Origin of the sequence: Pseudodesulfovibrio sp. 5S69 (assembly GCF_037094465.1) — a bacterium.
Taxonomy (GTDB): Bacteria; Desulfobacterota; Desulfovibrionia; order Desulfovibrionales; family Desulfovibrionaceae; genus Pseudodesulfovibrio; species Pseudodesulfovibrio methanolicus.
Map to the genome: position 1 here is coordinate 885,451 of NZ_CP146609.1, position 14,748 is coordinate 900,198.

Sequence of the window (14,748 nt, forward strand, 5' to 3'; positions counted from 1 at the left end):
AATGAGCTTGCGTGGTGGCACCCCTTATTGAATGGATTCTCAGGATTTTTCCTTCTGTGGGAAATGGACATTGATTTGTTCCGTGTCGGTTGTTGTGTGGCGCATTCGCGCCATAGGCAGGTCATTTCCCGGCAAGCGGGGAAGGTCCGATCTGCTTTGTCCCGGGGCGCTGCCCCGAACTTCAGGAAGGAGATCCATATGAAATCCATCAGTCTGGTACTGGGCGCGAACAGGGCAACCCTGTCCGGCCCGCGCTCGAAACAGCACAGAATCCGGCAGAATGCCAAAGCCTTCGCAGGCCGGTTGCGTGAAGCCGGGTTTGGAGTCCGCAAATGGACCAACATTTCCAACAAGCATTTTGCGGCCGTGGCCGCCAAGATGAAAGAACAGGGCGTGGGTGACGGGCGCATAGCTGAAATTTTTTCGGCAGCCCGTCACCTGTGCGAAACTTACGGCAACACCCGCATCAGCCCGACCAACGACGTGTTCGGCGTGAAACGCGGGACCATTGCCAACGCCAACAGCAAGGCGGTTGCCCCTGAATTTGTCTTGGGGGCAATCGCCAAACTGGAAGCTGAATCCTCATATGAGCACGGTCCCCGGTGTGCCGCTCAGATCCGACTTCAGTACGAACTGGGGCTCCGACGAGAAGAATCGGCGAAAGTCGATCTGATCAACGATTGGGACAAGGAAGCCCGCACTCTTCACATCCAGTATGGCTCGAAGGGTGGGCGCCCTAGGACGCTGCACAATCTCTCCGATCGGCAGCAGGATGCTCTTGAGAGAGCTCTGCCATACGTCAGTCAATCCGACAGGCCGGGGATTCATAATCTCATGCCGAGCGGGATGGGCGACAAATGGCAGGAAAAGCTGTCCTACGCGGCTAGGCTTTGCGGCTTCACCAAGAAGGAAAGCGGGTGGACGCTGCACAGCAACCGTCATGAGCGGTTTCATCGCATGTACGTCGAGCACACGGGTTTCCAGCCGCCCAACCAGCACGAATCCGTGGAAGCCTTCCAAAAGACCGCGCGGGACACGGCTGGGGACGAATGGCCCCGGCTCGACGCCGAAGCCCGTGACGACATCGAAGTCACTGCAGGCCATTCCCCTGGCCGCCGTGACGTATCCGATGCCTACCTTGGCAGTTCCCGTTAGAAGAAGCCCCGCCCTTTTCGGTGGGGCTTCCCTTTTTGGGCGTGAGGTTACCTGAAGATGAATCGCCTGAGCGATTCATCTTCAGGTAACCGTCCTCCCCGCCCGTCGGCTTGTGGCCGATGGGCGGGGAGGACTTTCGCCCCTCATGAGCGACTCATCGAAAAAAGTGAAAATACCCTATCTCGATTCCTTGAGGTCAAAGGTGCCGGTGTGATCAGACTTAAGGGTTGGCTGGGAGTCCCGCAGCGGGACAGGTGTTTAACCCTTTGGTTTAGGTCGCATGTCGAACGCATTGAAGGTCAAGGATGTCGCCCGAATTCTGAATTGTTCGGAAAGCCTGGTCAGGACTCCGGCCATGCTTGCCGCGCTGGGGGCTTTTCGGATCGGTAAACGGGGCATCCGATTTCACCATGAGCTGCTCAAGGCGTACATCGCCAGGGGACAGCTCGGCCATGCAGAAAAGGCGCCAATCTCGGACGAAGGCGGAAGCCGGTCCGATTTGACGGATCGTCATGGCATTTGGTAACTTCAATGATGGTAAGCGACCTTTCCTGCAGGAGAAAATATGCCCTACAAGGAAGGAAAACGGTGGAGGGGTGTGGTGCGTTTCACCCCGACACATGGTCCGATCATCAGGCGCACGAAGTTCTTTGAAACCAAGAGACAGGCAGGGGATTGGGAAGGCGAAACCGTCAAGGCATTGAAGGTGGCCGACCAGAGAAACCCTGCCAAGGCCGATGTGATTGGCCGGGCTCTGACCGTGACGGAATGGGCGAATCGTTACCTCGATCACGTCGAGGCCACGATGTGCCGGAAGACCTACAACGAAAAACGGTTGGCTTTCCAGCGGCTGGGGGCTTTCCTCAGGGACGACCGGTCGCTGGTTGGGCGAATCAGTCTTCACGTGGCTCTGGAGCATCTGGCCATGGTCTCCAGGACGGTAACCGGGAATTCGGCGAACAAGGATCGCAAGAATCTCGCCGCTGCCTGGGTGTGGGGAATCAAGTACCTCAATCTGGACAGGGACAATCCCTTCCAGCATGTGGACAGGTTCCCCGAGGATCGCCACCCGCGCTACGTCCCGCCGCTGGACGATTTCCGCAAGGTGGTGCACCTGGCGGGACCTCGTCGTAGGCAACTGCTGTTGCTGGCCTTCCATACCGCGCCGCGCAGGAGCGAGCTTTGGAAACTCAAGTGGAGCGAGGTCGACTTCGGATCAGGGCTTGTCGGCTACTGGACAAGGAAGCGGCGAAGCGGAAACGCGGAATTCGATGAGCTCCCCATGTCCGCAGGGCTTCGAGCCAAGCTGGCCGAATGGAAGCTGGTGTCCGGCGCCGAGGATCTGGTCTTCGGCAATCGGTTCAACGGTCTTCTGGACCCGAACAATCGGTGGCTGAAGCGGTTGTGCGCCGAAGCCGGGGTGAAGCCGTTCGGCTTTCATGGCATCCGTCACCTGGCGGCCCGAGTGGCTATCGACAACGGTGCGACCATCATGGAAGTGAAGCATCTGCTTCGGCACAAGTCCATCGCCACGACCCAGCGCTACATCCTCCGGACGAAGAAGACCACCGGTGCCGTGGATGCCCTGGATGCAGCATTGGTCGATGCGGTCGGAGGCCGAGTCCGGAAAAATGACACTTGCGGGTGACACGTGGAAAGGAAAAGGCCTTACGCGGTGTGCGTAAGGCCTTGTATTTCCTTGGCGTCCCCAAGGGGATTTGAACCCCTGTTAACGGCGTGAAAGGGCGCGAACAACCCACCGGAATTTATTTCAATTGGTTAACAGCACCACATTCATCACGAAAATGATAGTCCCCATTGGAAATGACACGTGGAAGACACGCGGCCAATTAAAAAACCAGGCCTATCCCCCCATTCATCGTGACGCCATAAAATCCACACTTTTTCACACTGAAACCTCGTGACCCCGCCACCGAAGCCGAACTCCCTTCCCGGACCATCGAGGAACAGGTCGGGCATCCTGCCGAGGATGCGACCGACTTGAGCCGTCTGACGTCCGGAGACCGGGCCCGCCATGGATGAACCCGGTGTCGTCATCCGGAAGAGCGCCCGCAACATATTCCCGCTTTTCCTGCATGTTGTGCACAGTGGTGGGGCCAACCCAGACGCTATTTGCCAACCGTTCTCAAAGTGCGTTAAGACTCGGGCTGCCCAGCAACATCTCCATATCTCGACGAAGGACACGCATGCCGGATTCCAGTGCAAAAACGGACAACCAGTTCGAAGAAAAAATACTGGCCAAGTATTTTGAAGAACTTCCCGGCATTGTCTGGCGAATTGACGTGGTCAGCAACGAGATCACCTTCCTGAACAAATACGCGGCCTCTCCCGAGGGCGAACGGATTAGGGCCATGCTGCAGAATCCGCAGGTCCCCCAGGAGGTCGTCCTCTCCGAAGACCGGCAGCAATTCTGTTCCTGCCATCAGTTGATCCTCAGCCGCAGGAAAACGGCTTGTTCGTTCCGGGTGCGCACGGAATCCGGGCGGATGAAGTGGTTCAAGCTGATGAGCATGCCCGATCCGGCCTACCCGCGTTGCTCCCTGGGGCTTCTCATGGACATCTCCGTCCATGCGGAGGCCATTCTCAAGGCCTCCGGGAGCCCCAAGCTGGCGGACAAAATCGACTTGGTGGACGCCCCCGTCCTGCTGATCCGTTTCGTGGACCGGACCGTCCATCTGGCCAACCAAGCCGCCCGGCAACTCCTGGGGCACGACGAACAGGCCCTGTCGCGCCTGACCCTGCAGGATCTGCTGCGGGACAATCCAGACACCGCCCTGTACCAGATCTACGAGGAGCTCATCTTTTCGGACCACTGGAACGGCGACCTGCTCATAACCGACGCACAGGGCCGGAGTCATCTCTGTACCGCCCACATCCAGGCGGTTGCGCGCCAGGAGGACAATCTCCTCTGGGTGACCTTGTACCACCACAACAACTGCACGGCCTGCGAGGGGTTGCCCGTGCGGGGCAACGACATCGTGTCTCCGGGGTTCTCCAAGGCCTCGCTACGGCGCTGCGCCTCCGTCAAGACGCTGCTCAAGGCCCTGCTCAAGGCCCTTCCCGAGAAATCCCCCACCGACGGCCTGCTGCTGTCGCGCATCTTCATCAGCAGGAACGTCGTGTCGGTCACCGGCGTGGGCGCTCCGTTCGACAAGGACCCCGAGGAACTCGCGCATCCCTACGAGGGATCCATCGCGGAAAGCATCCTGCGCTTCAATCAGCCCAGTCACGTGGTGGCGGAAACATCCAAGAGCATCAAGGCCATCGACTGGGCCCTGTTCATCCCCCACGGCATCCGCTCCTATTACGCCCAGCCGTTTTTCACCGACGGCGAGTTGACCTACGTGCTGATCTTCTGCTCGACCGAGCCCGACGGCTACGATCCGGACTCCGACGCTCCGCTGAAGGCACTGCACCAGGAGTTCCTCGTCAATCTGGAACGCTGCCTGGCCCGGAAGCGCTGATTTTGGTCCAACCACCTCGGCCCGTCCGACCGTCTCCGTCCCGTAACAGGGGCAGGTGTCGGGTTTTTTTGCGTTCTTCGCGGTCTGTCGGCCTTTCCCATAATTCCATAGAAAATTAAGGCGGTTCCCGAAACCGGGCACGCCTTTCGATTTCGTGTTCCCCAATCTGGTTGGACCAGTTTTGGGCATTTATTCGTGTTTACCCTTGCCATCTACATTTTTGAAGCCGTAATGCTGTTTTAGAACAGGCAAGCGAAAGTTGTAACCCAAAACTGGTTGGACCAGATATGCAAACAACAACACAGCGTCCTATTATTTGCCGTAAGATGGTGGACATGCTCAACGGCGGAACCTTTGCCGTCGGCGACAAGCTGCCCGGGGAGCGCCGACTGGCCGCCATGTTCGAAACGAGCCGGAACACCGTGCGCGAGGCCCTCTGCAATCTCGAATCCATGGGCTATCTCGAAATCCGGGAGAAGAGCGGCTGCTACCTGAAGAGCCTGGAGGGCCGCCTGAACTGGGAGAGCCTGCGCGTCCGCACGAACGCGGCCGCCTTCCGCCAACTGATCGAGGCGTTGAGCCTGATCGCGCCCGGCCTGGCCCGCTCCCGGGCGGGCAAGCTCTCGGCCTCGGACATTGCCAGGCTGGAGCGGGCCACGGCCGACATCGGCCAGACCATCGTCAACTCGGACCTGCCGACCATCGGGCACCGCTTCATCTATTTCTATCTCGCCCTGGCCGAAATCGCGTCCAACGACTATCTCACGCTGTTCCTCAAGGAGCTGGGCATGGCCTCCGCCACCCTCTCGAACAGCGGGGGAGGGCTCGCCGAGGTGCAGGTGGACTCCCTGTTCGCCTACCATGTCGAGCTGTTCAACGCGCTCAAGGGCGGTCAGGCGGACAGCGCCGAGCAGTTGGCCAAGGAGTGCGTCCAGGCCCTGCGTCGGCTGGTCTCGCCCGAATACTGATTCCCCCGCTCGAACCGCAGGTCGGGTTGCACGATGAAACGAAGAGAATTTTTCAGCCGATTGATGCCCTTCGGCGGCCAGGCCGGGGAGCAGCCCCGGGGCACTGCACAATCAACGGAAACGACCACGCCCATGACGGAAAAGGAGCTTTTCCTTCGCGCCATGGCCATGGGCATCGATCCGGCTACCGTCACCCCTGAACAACTGGAAACCCTGATTTCGAAATCTGCCCCCACAACAACATTGTAACAAGCAGAGTTACGGCTCGGGGACCGATCACCCCCGACCGGCCAACTTGGGTAGGAGTGTAAAATGAATAACAGTAGTGTCAGCTACCTTGAGAGTCGGAAGCTGGTCAAACGCTGGAGCGGGCCTATCCCCGCGCTGGTGAACACGATCGTCATACTGGCTTTTTTCTACGCCACCTGGTGGATATTCCAGGACCCGCGCGGGCTCATGCGCATGTATACTCCCTATGTGGGGTACATGGTCTGCCGCTGGCTCCTCATCCTCTTCATCTGGGTCGCCTACATTTTCGATTTCTGGCCGTTCAAGCGGTCCTGGCTCAAAAACACGCATCCCTTGATCAAGGGTGCGGTACTCACGCTCGTCAGCGTGGCGGCCATGGTCATCCTCATCAAGGGCTTCTTCGTCGAGATCCTCGGCAACTTCGGCATCGCCTACTTCGACCCGGCCAGGCTCGAAGCCATGGGCATCACCGACTTCTATTCCATTGAATACGCGGCCGAGGCGATCATGATGTTCGCGGCCATCGCCTCCTGGCTCTCGCCGAGCTGGGTGGTGGCCTGCGAAAACGCGCCCTGGCAGAAGCTGGACCAGCCCGCCCGCGGCATCACCATCGCCGTGGTCACCTTCTTCCTGAGCATGATCGTCTACTTCCTGACCATGCATTCGCACATGGCCATCCTCTTCTACCCCTGGCAGAAGTTCACGGCCATCTGTCCGCCGTACTGGGAGCAATTCGCCAACACGGTCTCCGGCAACTTCCACATCGCCTGGATCATGTGCTGCACCGTGGTGGTCTGGCTCTTCGAGACCATATGGGAACGCTACCCCTTCAACCTGATCAAGAACAACGCCCTGCGCAGGACCACCTCCTTCTTCGGCATCATCGCCATCGCCGTGTGCCTGTGCTTCTTCCTGTACTACGCGCAGGATCTGGTCTGGGGCGAGACCATCCGCGGCACCCGCCGCCTGATGGCCCCGGACTGGCGCTGGCTGCACGTCGGCGAGATGGCCATCTTCTGGCTCGTGCCCTCCCTGTACCTGGCCTTCTACTGCAACAACTGGCCGACCAAGTTCAGCCGGCCGGTCAACGTCTGCATCCGCACCCTGTTGAGTGCCGCCATGGCAGCCGTGGTCTACATCATCTACTACAAGACCTCCCATCTGTTCCTGGGAACCCAGAAGGGCTTTTCCCATCCCCAGCAGTTCCCCATGATCCCGATGATCTGGCTGATCAACATCTTCCTGATCAACTTCTGGTTCATGGACGGCTGGCCGGGCTGGAAGGCCGTGCCCAAGACCGAGGTCGAGCTTGAGGAGATCAAGGAAGAGGTCGTGGCCCATGACGTCAAGTGGACGCCGGGCCTGGCCAAGGGGCTCGCCGTGGGGTTGTGCGTCGGTGTGCTGTTCTACTTCGCCCTCATCAGCATCCTGCCCTGGATCGGCGACAACTTCACCATCATCAAGTAAGCGGGGAACAAGGAGAATATTATGAGCAACGAGAAGAAAAGCATCAGCAGGCGCGACTTCGTGAAGGGCGCCGCCACCGGCCTGGTCGTCGGCGCGTTCGCCAGCATGGGCGTGTACTCCTACACCTCCTCGGCGTACAACCGGCTGCCCAAGATCGAAAGAAAGATGCAGGACTTCGGCGCCTGCCGCAGCGTCCGGGTGACCAACATTTCCGAGACGAGTTGGTTCAACAACGCCCACCTGATCGGCGACATCCACGAGGCCGGGGGCCTGCTGGTCAACCAGTACACCCTGAACTGGGCCCCGTTCGCCAACGGCAAGGGCTCGGCCAAGGGCTCCTACGACGAGGGCATCGGCTCCATCAAGGAGCTTCTGCCCAACGACCTGCAAAAGGCCTGGGAGATCCAGAAGAAGCTGGCCCTGCACCCGGAGAACCCGGGCGGCTATTCCTGCCTGCTGGAGGTCGAGGCCCTGGACGGCACGATCCACAAGTACCTGCTGGACACCGGTTGGTCCTACGAGTGGATGGAGAACAGCTTCAAGCGCGAGGGCATCGACAAGATGCTCGAAGAGCAGCAGATCGAGGCCCTGTTCATCTCCCATGAGCACTGGGACCACTTCTGGGGCCTGCCGGTCACGGTCAAATACGACAACCGCATCCCCCTGTACGTGCACGACGGCTTCTACAAGGAGGGCCTCCAGTACATCAAGGACTGCGGCTACAAGGGCGAGATGACCGTCGTGGACAAGCCCATCACCGAGATCATCCCGGGCATGGCGCTGCTCAAGTTCGACGTGCCCATCATCAACCGCGTGTTCGGCGAGACCTCGCTGGCCTTCAACATCAAAGACAAGGGGCTGCTGCTCATCTCCGGCTGCTGCCACCAGGGCATCCTCAAGTTCGCGGACTTCGCCCACGCCAATCTCAAGTACGACAACGACCGGTTTTACGGCATATACGGCGGGCTCCACATCTCCCCCTTCGAGGACTGGGACCCCAAATACGACGACCTGGTCATCTCGCTCGGCCAATGGGGCTTCGAGCGCATCGGCTGCAACCACTGCACCGGCCACCTGACGGCCAAGAAGTTCATCGAGTCCGGTTATCCGGTGGTGCGCGGGACCGCCCGCTTCCGCTCGGCCTCCAAGGACTATCTCGGCAATGGAGACAAGATCAGCTTCGGCTGCTGACCGGTCCGGACGAAAACGACAACAGGATGTGCGAACGGGTGATCCGCCGGACGTGAAACCGGTTGGCCGACACCCAGAAAATATCCGTGCAACCCCATCCCCATCAGGCCCGGTCCGCCGTTACGGCGGGCCGGGCCGCCCCCAAACGAGGTACCGCCATGCAACTCACCGCCGTACTGCCGAATCAACACCGCCCGAACAGACGGGTCGACCTGCCCGGAATGCTGACCAACTGCCTGCTGGCGGCCTGCCAGTACCGGGAGTTCAAACGGCTGGTCGGCTGGAAGGGCATGGCCGTGTGCCCCAGGGCGCCCCAGGGCTGGACGTTGAGGCTCCGCTCCCGGCCGGGCGTCTTCGGGCTGGCCACGGAAAAGACCTGGACGGATGACCGGGGACAGCACGCCCATCTCGGGCTGTACTATTTCCCGGCGGCCGACGAACCGCTGCTGGAGTCCATGTCCCTGGCCGCGAACCTGGCCGCGGTCCGGCCGGACTATCTCGAAACCGTCCGCCGCTTCACGGCCATGGGCGAATGGCCGGCCCCCTTCCGCATGGGCGGGCTGTCGGCCTGCCTCGCCCCGGAGGAGACCGGACTGCTCCTGCAATGCGGCGCGTTGAGCCGGAAACTGAGCGTCGCCAGGGACGGCGTGCGGACCCCGGACAACCAATGGGTCATCCGCCCCGGCGAGGCCGAGGAGGACTTCCCGGCCCATGCCCTCGGACTGGATTTTCTGTTGCTGCTGGGCGCGGCCGTGACCCGGAGCCTGGAAGAGCCGCCGTGCCGGGTCGGGCGCGCGGTCGTCGCGGACCACGGCATCGTCTTCGATGGCGCGGGCGGGCGGTCGCGTCTGGACGACGGCATCGAGCGGATCACCGACCTGCTCTGCTGGGGCGACCCGGAAACACCGGCCGCCGTGGCCGCGTTCTCCCCGGCCCGGTGCCGGACGGCCGCCGGGCCCGCCTCCAGGGACACGCTGCCGCCCCCGCTAGACGACGCCCTGTTCTGGAAGACCCACGACCTGCGCGCGCTCTCCCTGGACCAGGCCTATGCCCCGGCCTTTGACGGCCGCCCCGGCCTGATCGTGCTCAGCGGGTTCCTCGGTTCCGGGAAAACCACCTTCCTCAACCAGTTGCTGGAATACCACTCGTCCCGCGACGAATTGGTCGCCATCATCCAGAACGAGATCGGCCAGACGGGCGTGGACGGCAGGCTGCTGGAGGGCGACGACTCCATCGTGGAGCTGGACGAGGGGTGCGTCTGCTGCACCCTGGCGGGCAACCTCTCCAAAGGCATCGAACGGCTCAAGGCCCGGTTCTCCCCCAAGGTCATCGTGCTCGAAGCCACCGGGCTGGCCAATCCTTTCAATATTCTTAACGAGCTTGAAGAGTTGCGCCCCCTGGTGCGCCTGGACTCGGTGACCACCCTGGTGGACGCGGCCAACGCACCGAAGCTGCTCGCCGGGCACGAGATAGCCCGCGACCAGGTCGCGGCGGCGGACACCATCCTGCTGAACAAGTGCGACCTGGCGGGTGAGGACGAGCTGGCGGCCCTGCGCGCGACGCTCCGCGAACTGAACCGCCGCGCCGTGCTGGTGGAGACGGCATTCGGCGGCGTCAATCCCGGCCGCCTCTATGACACGGACCCGTTCGAGCAGCGCCCGTGTTCGCTGCCCGCCATGCCCCACGCGCACCGCCACGATCACTCCCACGAGGGCTTCACCTCGCAGCGGTTTCTCTTTCCGTCCGCCCTTGACCGCGGCCGACTCCTGAAGGCCCTGGACGACCTGCCCGAGTCCGTGTTCCGGCTCAAGGGGATAGTCCGCCTGGTGGACGCTCCGCAGCCCGTGGTGGTCCAGTATGTGTGCGGCCGCCACGAGCTCTCCTCCTTGGGCGACGACTTCGACCAGGAGGGCTTCCTGGTGGCCATCGGCAAGGATCTTGCCGACCTCCCCCAATTGCAAGGACTGCAAGGAGCGAACGCATGAGTCTTCTGCAACAGGGCGGCTTCATGATGTGGCCGCTGCTCATTCTGTCCGTGGCGGCCCTGGCCGTGATCCTGGACCGCCTCGTGGTCTTCACCACCCGCCGCTTTCCCTCCGCGCAGGCGCTGGACACCCTGCTCGAAACCTTCCGCACGCAGGGCAGGGCGGCCGCCCTCGGCAGCGTGGAGGAAACGGCCCCGGCCTTTACCGCCTTTTTCGCGGCTTGCTTCTCCCCGGACAGGGCGCATCGCGAGGCGGCCATCCAGGCCGCCGGGGACGAGATCCTGTTCGGGTTCAACGCCCGGCTCGACTTCCTGTCCACGGCCGCGGCCACGGCCCCGCTCATGGGGCTGCTGGGGACGGTGCTGGGCATGATCAACGCCTTTTCCCGGCTGGCGTCGGCGGCGGACGTGGACATCACCGTTCTGGCCGGGGGCATCTGGCAGGCCCTGCTGACCACGGCTGCCGGGCTGTGCATCGCCATCCCGGCCGTACTGGCCCACCGCTGGTTCTGCCGTGAATACGACAAGATCGCCCATGCCATGCAGCACGCGGCGCGCCTGATCCCCGTCCCGGATACGGAGCCATGATCAACTTTAAGAGCAACGCCCCCAGGCCCGCCTCGCCGGACATCACCCCGCTGCTGGACGTCGTCTTCATCCTGCTGATCTTCTTCGTGGTCTCCGCGGTCTTCACGGCCAAGGGGGTGGACATCGAGCTGCCCTATGCCGAGACCGCCCGGGCCGTGACCGGCAGGTCCATGGAAATCGAACTCAGGGAAAACGGCGATATCCTCTGCGATACCGCGCCGATCACCCTGAACGATCTGACCCACCTTCTGCAAAACACCTTTGACCGGCCCGTTGCCCTGCAACCGGACCACATCCTGCTCAAATCCGCGCCCCGAGCGCGGGTCGAGCGTTTCGTGCGGATCGTCGACATGGTGCGCAAGACCGGGTTCAACAACCTGATCATAGCGACCGACACCCGCCACAACGAAACAGGCGGCACGGAGCAGTGACCCCCCGGCAGACGATCTGGACCTGCCTGGTCATCTCCCTGTGCCTGCACTGGCTGTTGCTGGAACAGCACTGGCATCAGGCTCCGGTCCCTTCGGGCGAGACCGTCGTCGTCCCGGTGAACTTCGATCTCTCGGTGGCCACCCCGGGGACCATCGGCCTTTCCCTGGATCAGTGGGGGGCCGACGAGCAGGAAAAAACCGACCATGCGGACGCGGCCAGACGCCTCCGCCAGCAGGCCCTGAAGAAATTCCTAGCCCAGGTCCACAGCGCCGTGGAGCACCGCAGACGCCCGCCGGGCAGCGACCTCGACGACCTGATCGGCAATGTCCGCTACCGGTTCCGCATCCGCCCGGACGACACCTTCTCCGACATTGTCATGCTCCACTCATCGGGCGACCCCAGGCTCGACGCCGCGGCCCGGGAGGCCATCAGGTCCGCCAGCGGCAACGTCAAGCGTCCCGCCATCCTCAAGGGCCGGTCCTGGACCATCACCATCACGGTCAAATACCAGTATTCGCTCTGAGCGGAAGCAGGGCCGGTATTCCATGCTCCGGAAGCCCTGCCTGAAGGCCGAGGTCGACGACGACACCTTCCACCGCTCCCGAGCGTCGGGCACAACCTTGTCCACGCGGACCGGCGGAGCACGGAGATCTATCTGGAAAAACTCCGTGACGTGGAACGCGACGCCATGGACGTTTACGAACGGGAAAGCCGCAAGGATGATGACAAGGTTGCCTGACAACTTCACACATGCGACTTACACACAAAACGGCTTGCAGGCGTCAGCCTGCAAGCCGTTGAAAAACCAAAGAAAAGACCGGGAAGCAACACACGAAGAGTGTGACTATTCTTAAAAGTACCCACCACGTTTCAAAAAAGCCGCCCCCTGCCTTGTTTTTCAAACATGGCAGGGGGTTACTTTTGGGTGAAAGCTGGTGTTATTCGAGGTCTTGCGGTGATTTCGAAATGGGAATCACATATTTCTTCACACACCTCGAGTCAAAAATAAGTTAATTTTTCAATTAGTTATAGTGCTATTCGCAAATGTTGTCAACTTAAGTGGGGTAAGGAGAAAATTTCAATGGTGCCGAAGAGAAGATTCGCAACTCTTCAGATTTCGGCGTCGTGGCAATATGTTGATTTTGTTTGAATATTACTTTTTCGCATATTCTTCCTGTTTGAAGAGTGACCTAGCATTTTGCCCCGGATTCAGCAAGGAGTATCAAACTACTTGAGTTGCTTGCTGTTTCGCGTCGCTTGTAGTCAGCTATCTGCCCAACATGTTTTCCACCCCTTCTCGAGCAAACCAATCTGTGCTTTCTGATATTCTATGCCCCCATGGTATGCTTCCGATCCCAGTGTTGATATATCTAAAACAAGCGGACTTTGACTTTTCTAAACGGAGGAAGACAATTGAAAAAAATGATCACATTCTGGTCGTTCATTCCGGTTACAACAAATGCAGCGTACTGCGTTTGAGATTGATTTACCTCATGTCTGTACCGCTTCAAGGAGTTAGTGAGATTATTGGTGAACTCATTTCCGAGGCTGGTGTTTGAATTGTTGACGACAGTGATCTTATATCCGGCAAAATCGACTGTGGATATTTTCAGGATAGAAATGATGATAATAGCGATAAATATGTTCTTTTTCGTGTCATCTTCTTTGAGTGATTTGTACCGCGAAACTGTTGTAAGGCTTTCCATTGTTGTGTTTTTCAAGCATGCACTAATGGCAAATTCGCTCTGCACGTGAAAATTCTAATCCCTTGCATTCGCCAAGAGAACACGCCGTTTCAAGGTCTCGACAACTGGTGGTAGACATCCCCAAAGCAATTTTTGCGAGCCCTCGATTGAGGTATGCATTTGCAAGTTTTGGGTCCAGTTGAATAGCCCTGTCAAATTCTGATATGGATTTTTTGAACTTATCTTGTCGGAAATAAAGAAGTCCTAGATTGTAATGAGCCTGTGCATTTGGAGCTAGGTTGATAGCCTTTATAAAATCTTGTAGAGCCAAATCAAAGCGTCCAATGGTTCCATAGACGACCCCGCGAAGGTCATACGCTTCTCCATTCTCTGGGTCTAAATTAATGGCCTTGCTATGGTCTTGAATTGCACGTTCATATTGGCCAAGAATATAGTAAGTAATCCCGCGGAAGCTATACGTAAATGCATAATTCGGGTCTATGTTGATGGCTTTGTCATAGTCTTGAATTGCTTGTTCATATCGGCCAAGTTCATGATAAACTAAACCGCGATGCTGGTATGCTGCTGCAAACTCTGGGCCTAAGTTAATGGCTTTGTCATAGTCTTGAATTGCTCGTTCATATTGGCCGAGCTCATAGTAGGCCCTCCCTCGGTTATAGTACGCGGATGCGAATTTCGGGTCTATGTTGATGGCCTTGTCACATTCTTGAATTGCATGTTCATATTGGCCATGTCTATAATTGGCTATCCCGCGGTCGAGGTGTGTGTCAGCTTCTCTGTTGTACGATTCTGCTTGAGTTCCAAAAGCAAGGATAGAAAATAAAAAAAAAATTGTAATTGTAAGCTGGAATTTTGATACTCCTGACTTCATACCGCCTCCCGTATAGTTGTACATGCTGCAGATTTTGTGGTGTTATGAGAACTGTTCTTCTAAATATTGAGTCGAGAATAGACAGAAAAAGTGACAAGCTGAAATGATTGTACAAATTTTTCTTTATAATTATTGCAGATTATAAATTAATTGGCAATATTATGATATGTTTTTTTGAAAAATGGGTGATGCCCTTGCGCGTCGATTTTCCGGCGTGATATCCTTAATACATAACCGTAGGTTACTTTAGTATTGCATAGGAGGTAAAACGCACACAAGGCGCGTTCATAAGTTTTGACGAAGTCTAAACTGATGAACGCTTAAGTAAGCACTAACATGCCGGAACACCAAACACTTCGCTGCCGTTCATTTCCAAACGGCACGCTTTCACATCCAAACGCAGGCTGGAACACAGCACCCCCGCCGGACAAACGACAGGTATCTAAACATCTGCCGTTGTCGAAATTCCCCCACGGCCACCGCTTTATGCGGGGGACGAACGAGCCTGCGTGGTGGCACCCCTTATTGAATGGATTTTCAGGATTTTTCCTTCTGTGGGAAATGGACATTGATTTGTCCCGTGTCGGTTGTTGTGTGGCGCGTTCGCGCCATAGGCGGACCCGTGGGTTCGCTTTGTCCCGGGGCACTGCCC

At 58.7% G+C, this 14,748-nt stretch carries 13 protein-coding genes and 1 tRNA gene; 12 read left to right on the forward strand and 2 right to left on the reverse strand.

The window, feature by feature from the left end:
- The first annotated feature begins 198 nt into the window (after nucleotides 1-198).
- The 3 genes from V8V93_RS04200 (at nucleotide 199) to V8V93_RS04210 (ending at nucleotide 2,803) form a co-directional block, all read left to right on the forward strand.
- Nucleotides 199-1,155: an integrase domain-containing protein gene (locus V8V93_RS04200; RefSeq protein ID WP_207264525.1), complete on the forward strand. Its 957-nt coding sequence runs from the start codon at nucleotides 199-201 to the stop codon at nucleotides 1,153-1,155.
- A gap of 280 nt (nucleotides 1,156-1,435) precedes the next feature.
- Nucleotides 1,436-1,681 carry a helix-turn-helix domain-containing protein gene (locus V8V93_RS04205; protein WP_207264526.1) on the forward strand — a complete coding sequence of 82 codons (246 nt, stop codon included), beginning with the start codon at nucleotides 1,436-1,438 and terminating at the stop codon, nucleotides 1,679-1,681.
- A gap of 39 nt (nucleotides 1,682-1,720) precedes the next feature.
- A complete protein-coding gene (locus V8V93_RS04210; protein ID WP_207264527.1) occupies nucleotides 1,721-2,803 on the forward strand; it encodes a tyrosine-type recombinase/integrase in 1,083 nt (360 codons plus the stop codon).
- 52 nt (nucleotides 2,804-2,855) lie between these two features.
- Here the strand turns inward: V8V93_RS04210 and V8V93_RS04215 are convergent.
- Nucleotides 2,856-2,939: transfer RNA gene (locus V8V93_RS04215), tRNA-Glu, on the reverse strand.
- A 423-nt stretch (nucleotides 2,940-3,362) separates the two neighbouring features.
- Here V8V93_RS04215 and V8V93_RS04220 point away from each other — a divergent pair.
- The 9 genes from V8V93_RS04220 (at nucleotide 3,363) to V8V93_RS04260 (ending at nucleotide 12,042) form a co-directional block, all read left to right on the forward strand.
- Nucleotides 3,363-4,640: a PAS domain-containing protein gene (locus V8V93_RS04220; RefSeq protein ID WP_338669111.1), complete on the forward strand. Its 1,278-nt coding sequence runs from the start codon at nucleotides 3,363-3,365 to the stop codon at nucleotides 4,638-4,640.
- Nucleotides 4,641-4,975: 335 nt separating this feature from the next.
- Nucleotides 4,976-5,608, forward strand: a complete 633-nt coding sequence (locus tag V8V93_RS04225; protein WP_338669112.1) for a FadR/GntR family transcriptional regulator — start codon at nucleotides 4,976-4,978, stop codon at nucleotides 5,606-5,608.
- A 33-nt stretch (nucleotides 5,609-5,641) separates the two neighbouring features.
- Nucleotides 5,642-5,857: a hypothetical protein gene (locus V8V93_RS04230; RefSeq protein WP_338669113.1), complete on the forward strand. Its 216-nt coding sequence runs from the start codon at nucleotides 5,642-5,644 to the stop codon at nucleotides 5,855-5,857.
- Nucleotides 5,858-5,920: 63 nt separating this feature from the next.
- Complete coding sequence (locus V8V93_RS04235; protein ID WP_338669114.1) at nucleotides 5,921-7,324, forward strand: hypothetical protein; 1,404 nt, start codon at nucleotides 5,921-5,923, stop codon at nucleotides 7,322-7,324.
- 21 nt (nucleotides 7,325-7,345) lie between these two features.
- Nucleotides 7,346-8,515, forward strand: a complete 1,170-nt coding sequence (locus V8V93_RS04240; RefSeq protein WP_338669115.1) for an MBL fold metallo-hydrolase — start codon at nucleotides 7,346-7,348, stop codon at nucleotides 8,513-8,515.
- 158 nt (nucleotides 8,516-8,673) lie between these two features.
- On the forward strand, nucleotides 8,674-10,500 hold the full coding sequence (locus tag V8V93_RS04245) for a CobW family GTP-binding protein (protein ID WP_338669116.1): 1,827 nt from the start codon (nucleotides 8,674-8,676) through the stop codon (nucleotides 10,498-10,500).
- Nucleotides 10,497-11,087 (forward strand): MotA/TolQ/ExbB proton channel family protein, encoded by a 591-nt coding sequence (locus V8V93_RS04250; RefSeq protein WP_338669117.1) that lies wholly within the window; start codon nucleotides 10,497-10,499, stop codon nucleotides 11,085-11,087. The genes V8V93_RS04245 and V8V93_RS04250 overlap by 4 nt, the downstream gene beginning before the upstream one ends.
- Nucleotides 11,084-11,518 (forward strand): ExbD/TolR family protein, encoded by a 435-nt coding sequence (locus V8V93_RS04255; RefSeq protein ID WP_338669118.1) that lies wholly within the window; start codon nucleotides 11,084-11,086, stop codon nucleotides 11,516-11,518. The genes V8V93_RS04250 and V8V93_RS04255 overlap by 4 nt, the downstream gene beginning before the upstream one ends.
- Complete coding sequence (locus tag V8V93_RS04260) at nucleotides 11,515-12,042, forward strand: energy transducer TonB family protein (protein ID WP_338669119.1); 528 nt, start codon at nucleotides 11,515-11,517, stop codon at nucleotides 12,040-12,042. Before V8V93_RS04255 ends, V8V93_RS04260 begins: the two co-directional genes overlap by 4 nt.
- A 1,205-nt stretch (nucleotides 12,043-13,247) precedes the next feature.
- On the opposite strand, the gene V8V93_RS04265 is transcribed toward V8V93_RS04260, so the two are convergent.
- A complete protein-coding gene (locus V8V93_RS04265) occupies nucleotides 13,248-14,096 on the reverse strand; it encodes a tetratricopeptide repeat protein (protein WP_338669120.1) in 849 nt (282 codons plus the stop codon).
- Nucleotides 14,097-14,748: the final 652 nt, after the last annotated feature.

Excerpts from the sequence above, each read along its gene's own strand:
- V8V93_RS04200 (WP_207264525.1), top strand. The coding sequence starts at position 199 with ATGAAATCCATCAGTCTGGTACTGGGCGCGAACAGGGCAACCCTGTCC.
- V8V93_RS04230 (WP_338669113.1), top strand. The coding sequence starts at position 5,642 with ATGAAACGAAGAGAATTTTTCAGCCGATTGATGCCCTTCGGCGGCCAG.
- V8V93_RS04255 (WP_338669118.1), top strand. The coding sequence starts at position 11,084 with ATGATCAACTTTAAGAGCAACGCCCCCAGGCCCGCCTCGCCGGACATC.
- V8V93_RS04210 (WP_207264527.1), top strand. The coding sequence starts at position 1,721 with ATGCCCTACAAGGAAGGAAAACGGTGGAGGGGTGTGGTGCGTTTCACC.
- V8V93_RS04220 (WP_338669111.1), top strand. The coding sequence starts at position 3,363 with ATGCCGGATTCCAGTGCAAAAACGGACAACCAGTTCGAAGAAAAAATA.
- V8V93_RS04235 (WP_338669114.1), top strand. The coding sequence starts at position 5,921 with ATGAATAACAGTAGTGTCAGCTACCTTGAGAGTCGGAAGCTGGTCAAA.
- V8V93_RS04240 (WP_338669115.1), top strand. The coding sequence starts at position 7,346 with ATGAGCAACGAGAAGAAAAGCATCAGCAGGCGCGACTTCGTGAAGGGC.
- V8V93_RS04205 (WP_207264526.1), top strand. The coding sequence starts at position 1,436 with ATGTCGAACGCATTGAAGGTCAAGGATGTCGCCCGAATTCTGAATTGT.
- V8V93_RS04245 (WP_338669116.1), top strand. The coding sequence starts at position 8,674 with ATGCAACTCACCGCCGTACTGCCGAATCAACACCGCCCGAACAGACGG.
- V8V93_RS04250 (WP_338669117.1), top strand. The coding sequence starts at position 10,497 with ATGAGTCTTCTGCAACAGGGCGGCTTCATGATGTGGCCGCTGCTCATT.
- V8V93_RS04225 (WP_338669112.1), top strand. The coding sequence starts at position 4,976 with ATGCTCAACGGCGGAACCTTTGCCGTCGGCGACAAGCTGCCCGGGGAG.
- V8V93_RS04265 (WP_338669120.1), bottom strand. The coding sequence starts at position 14,096 with ATGAAGTCAGGAGTATCAAAATTCCAGCTTACAATTACAATTTTTTTT.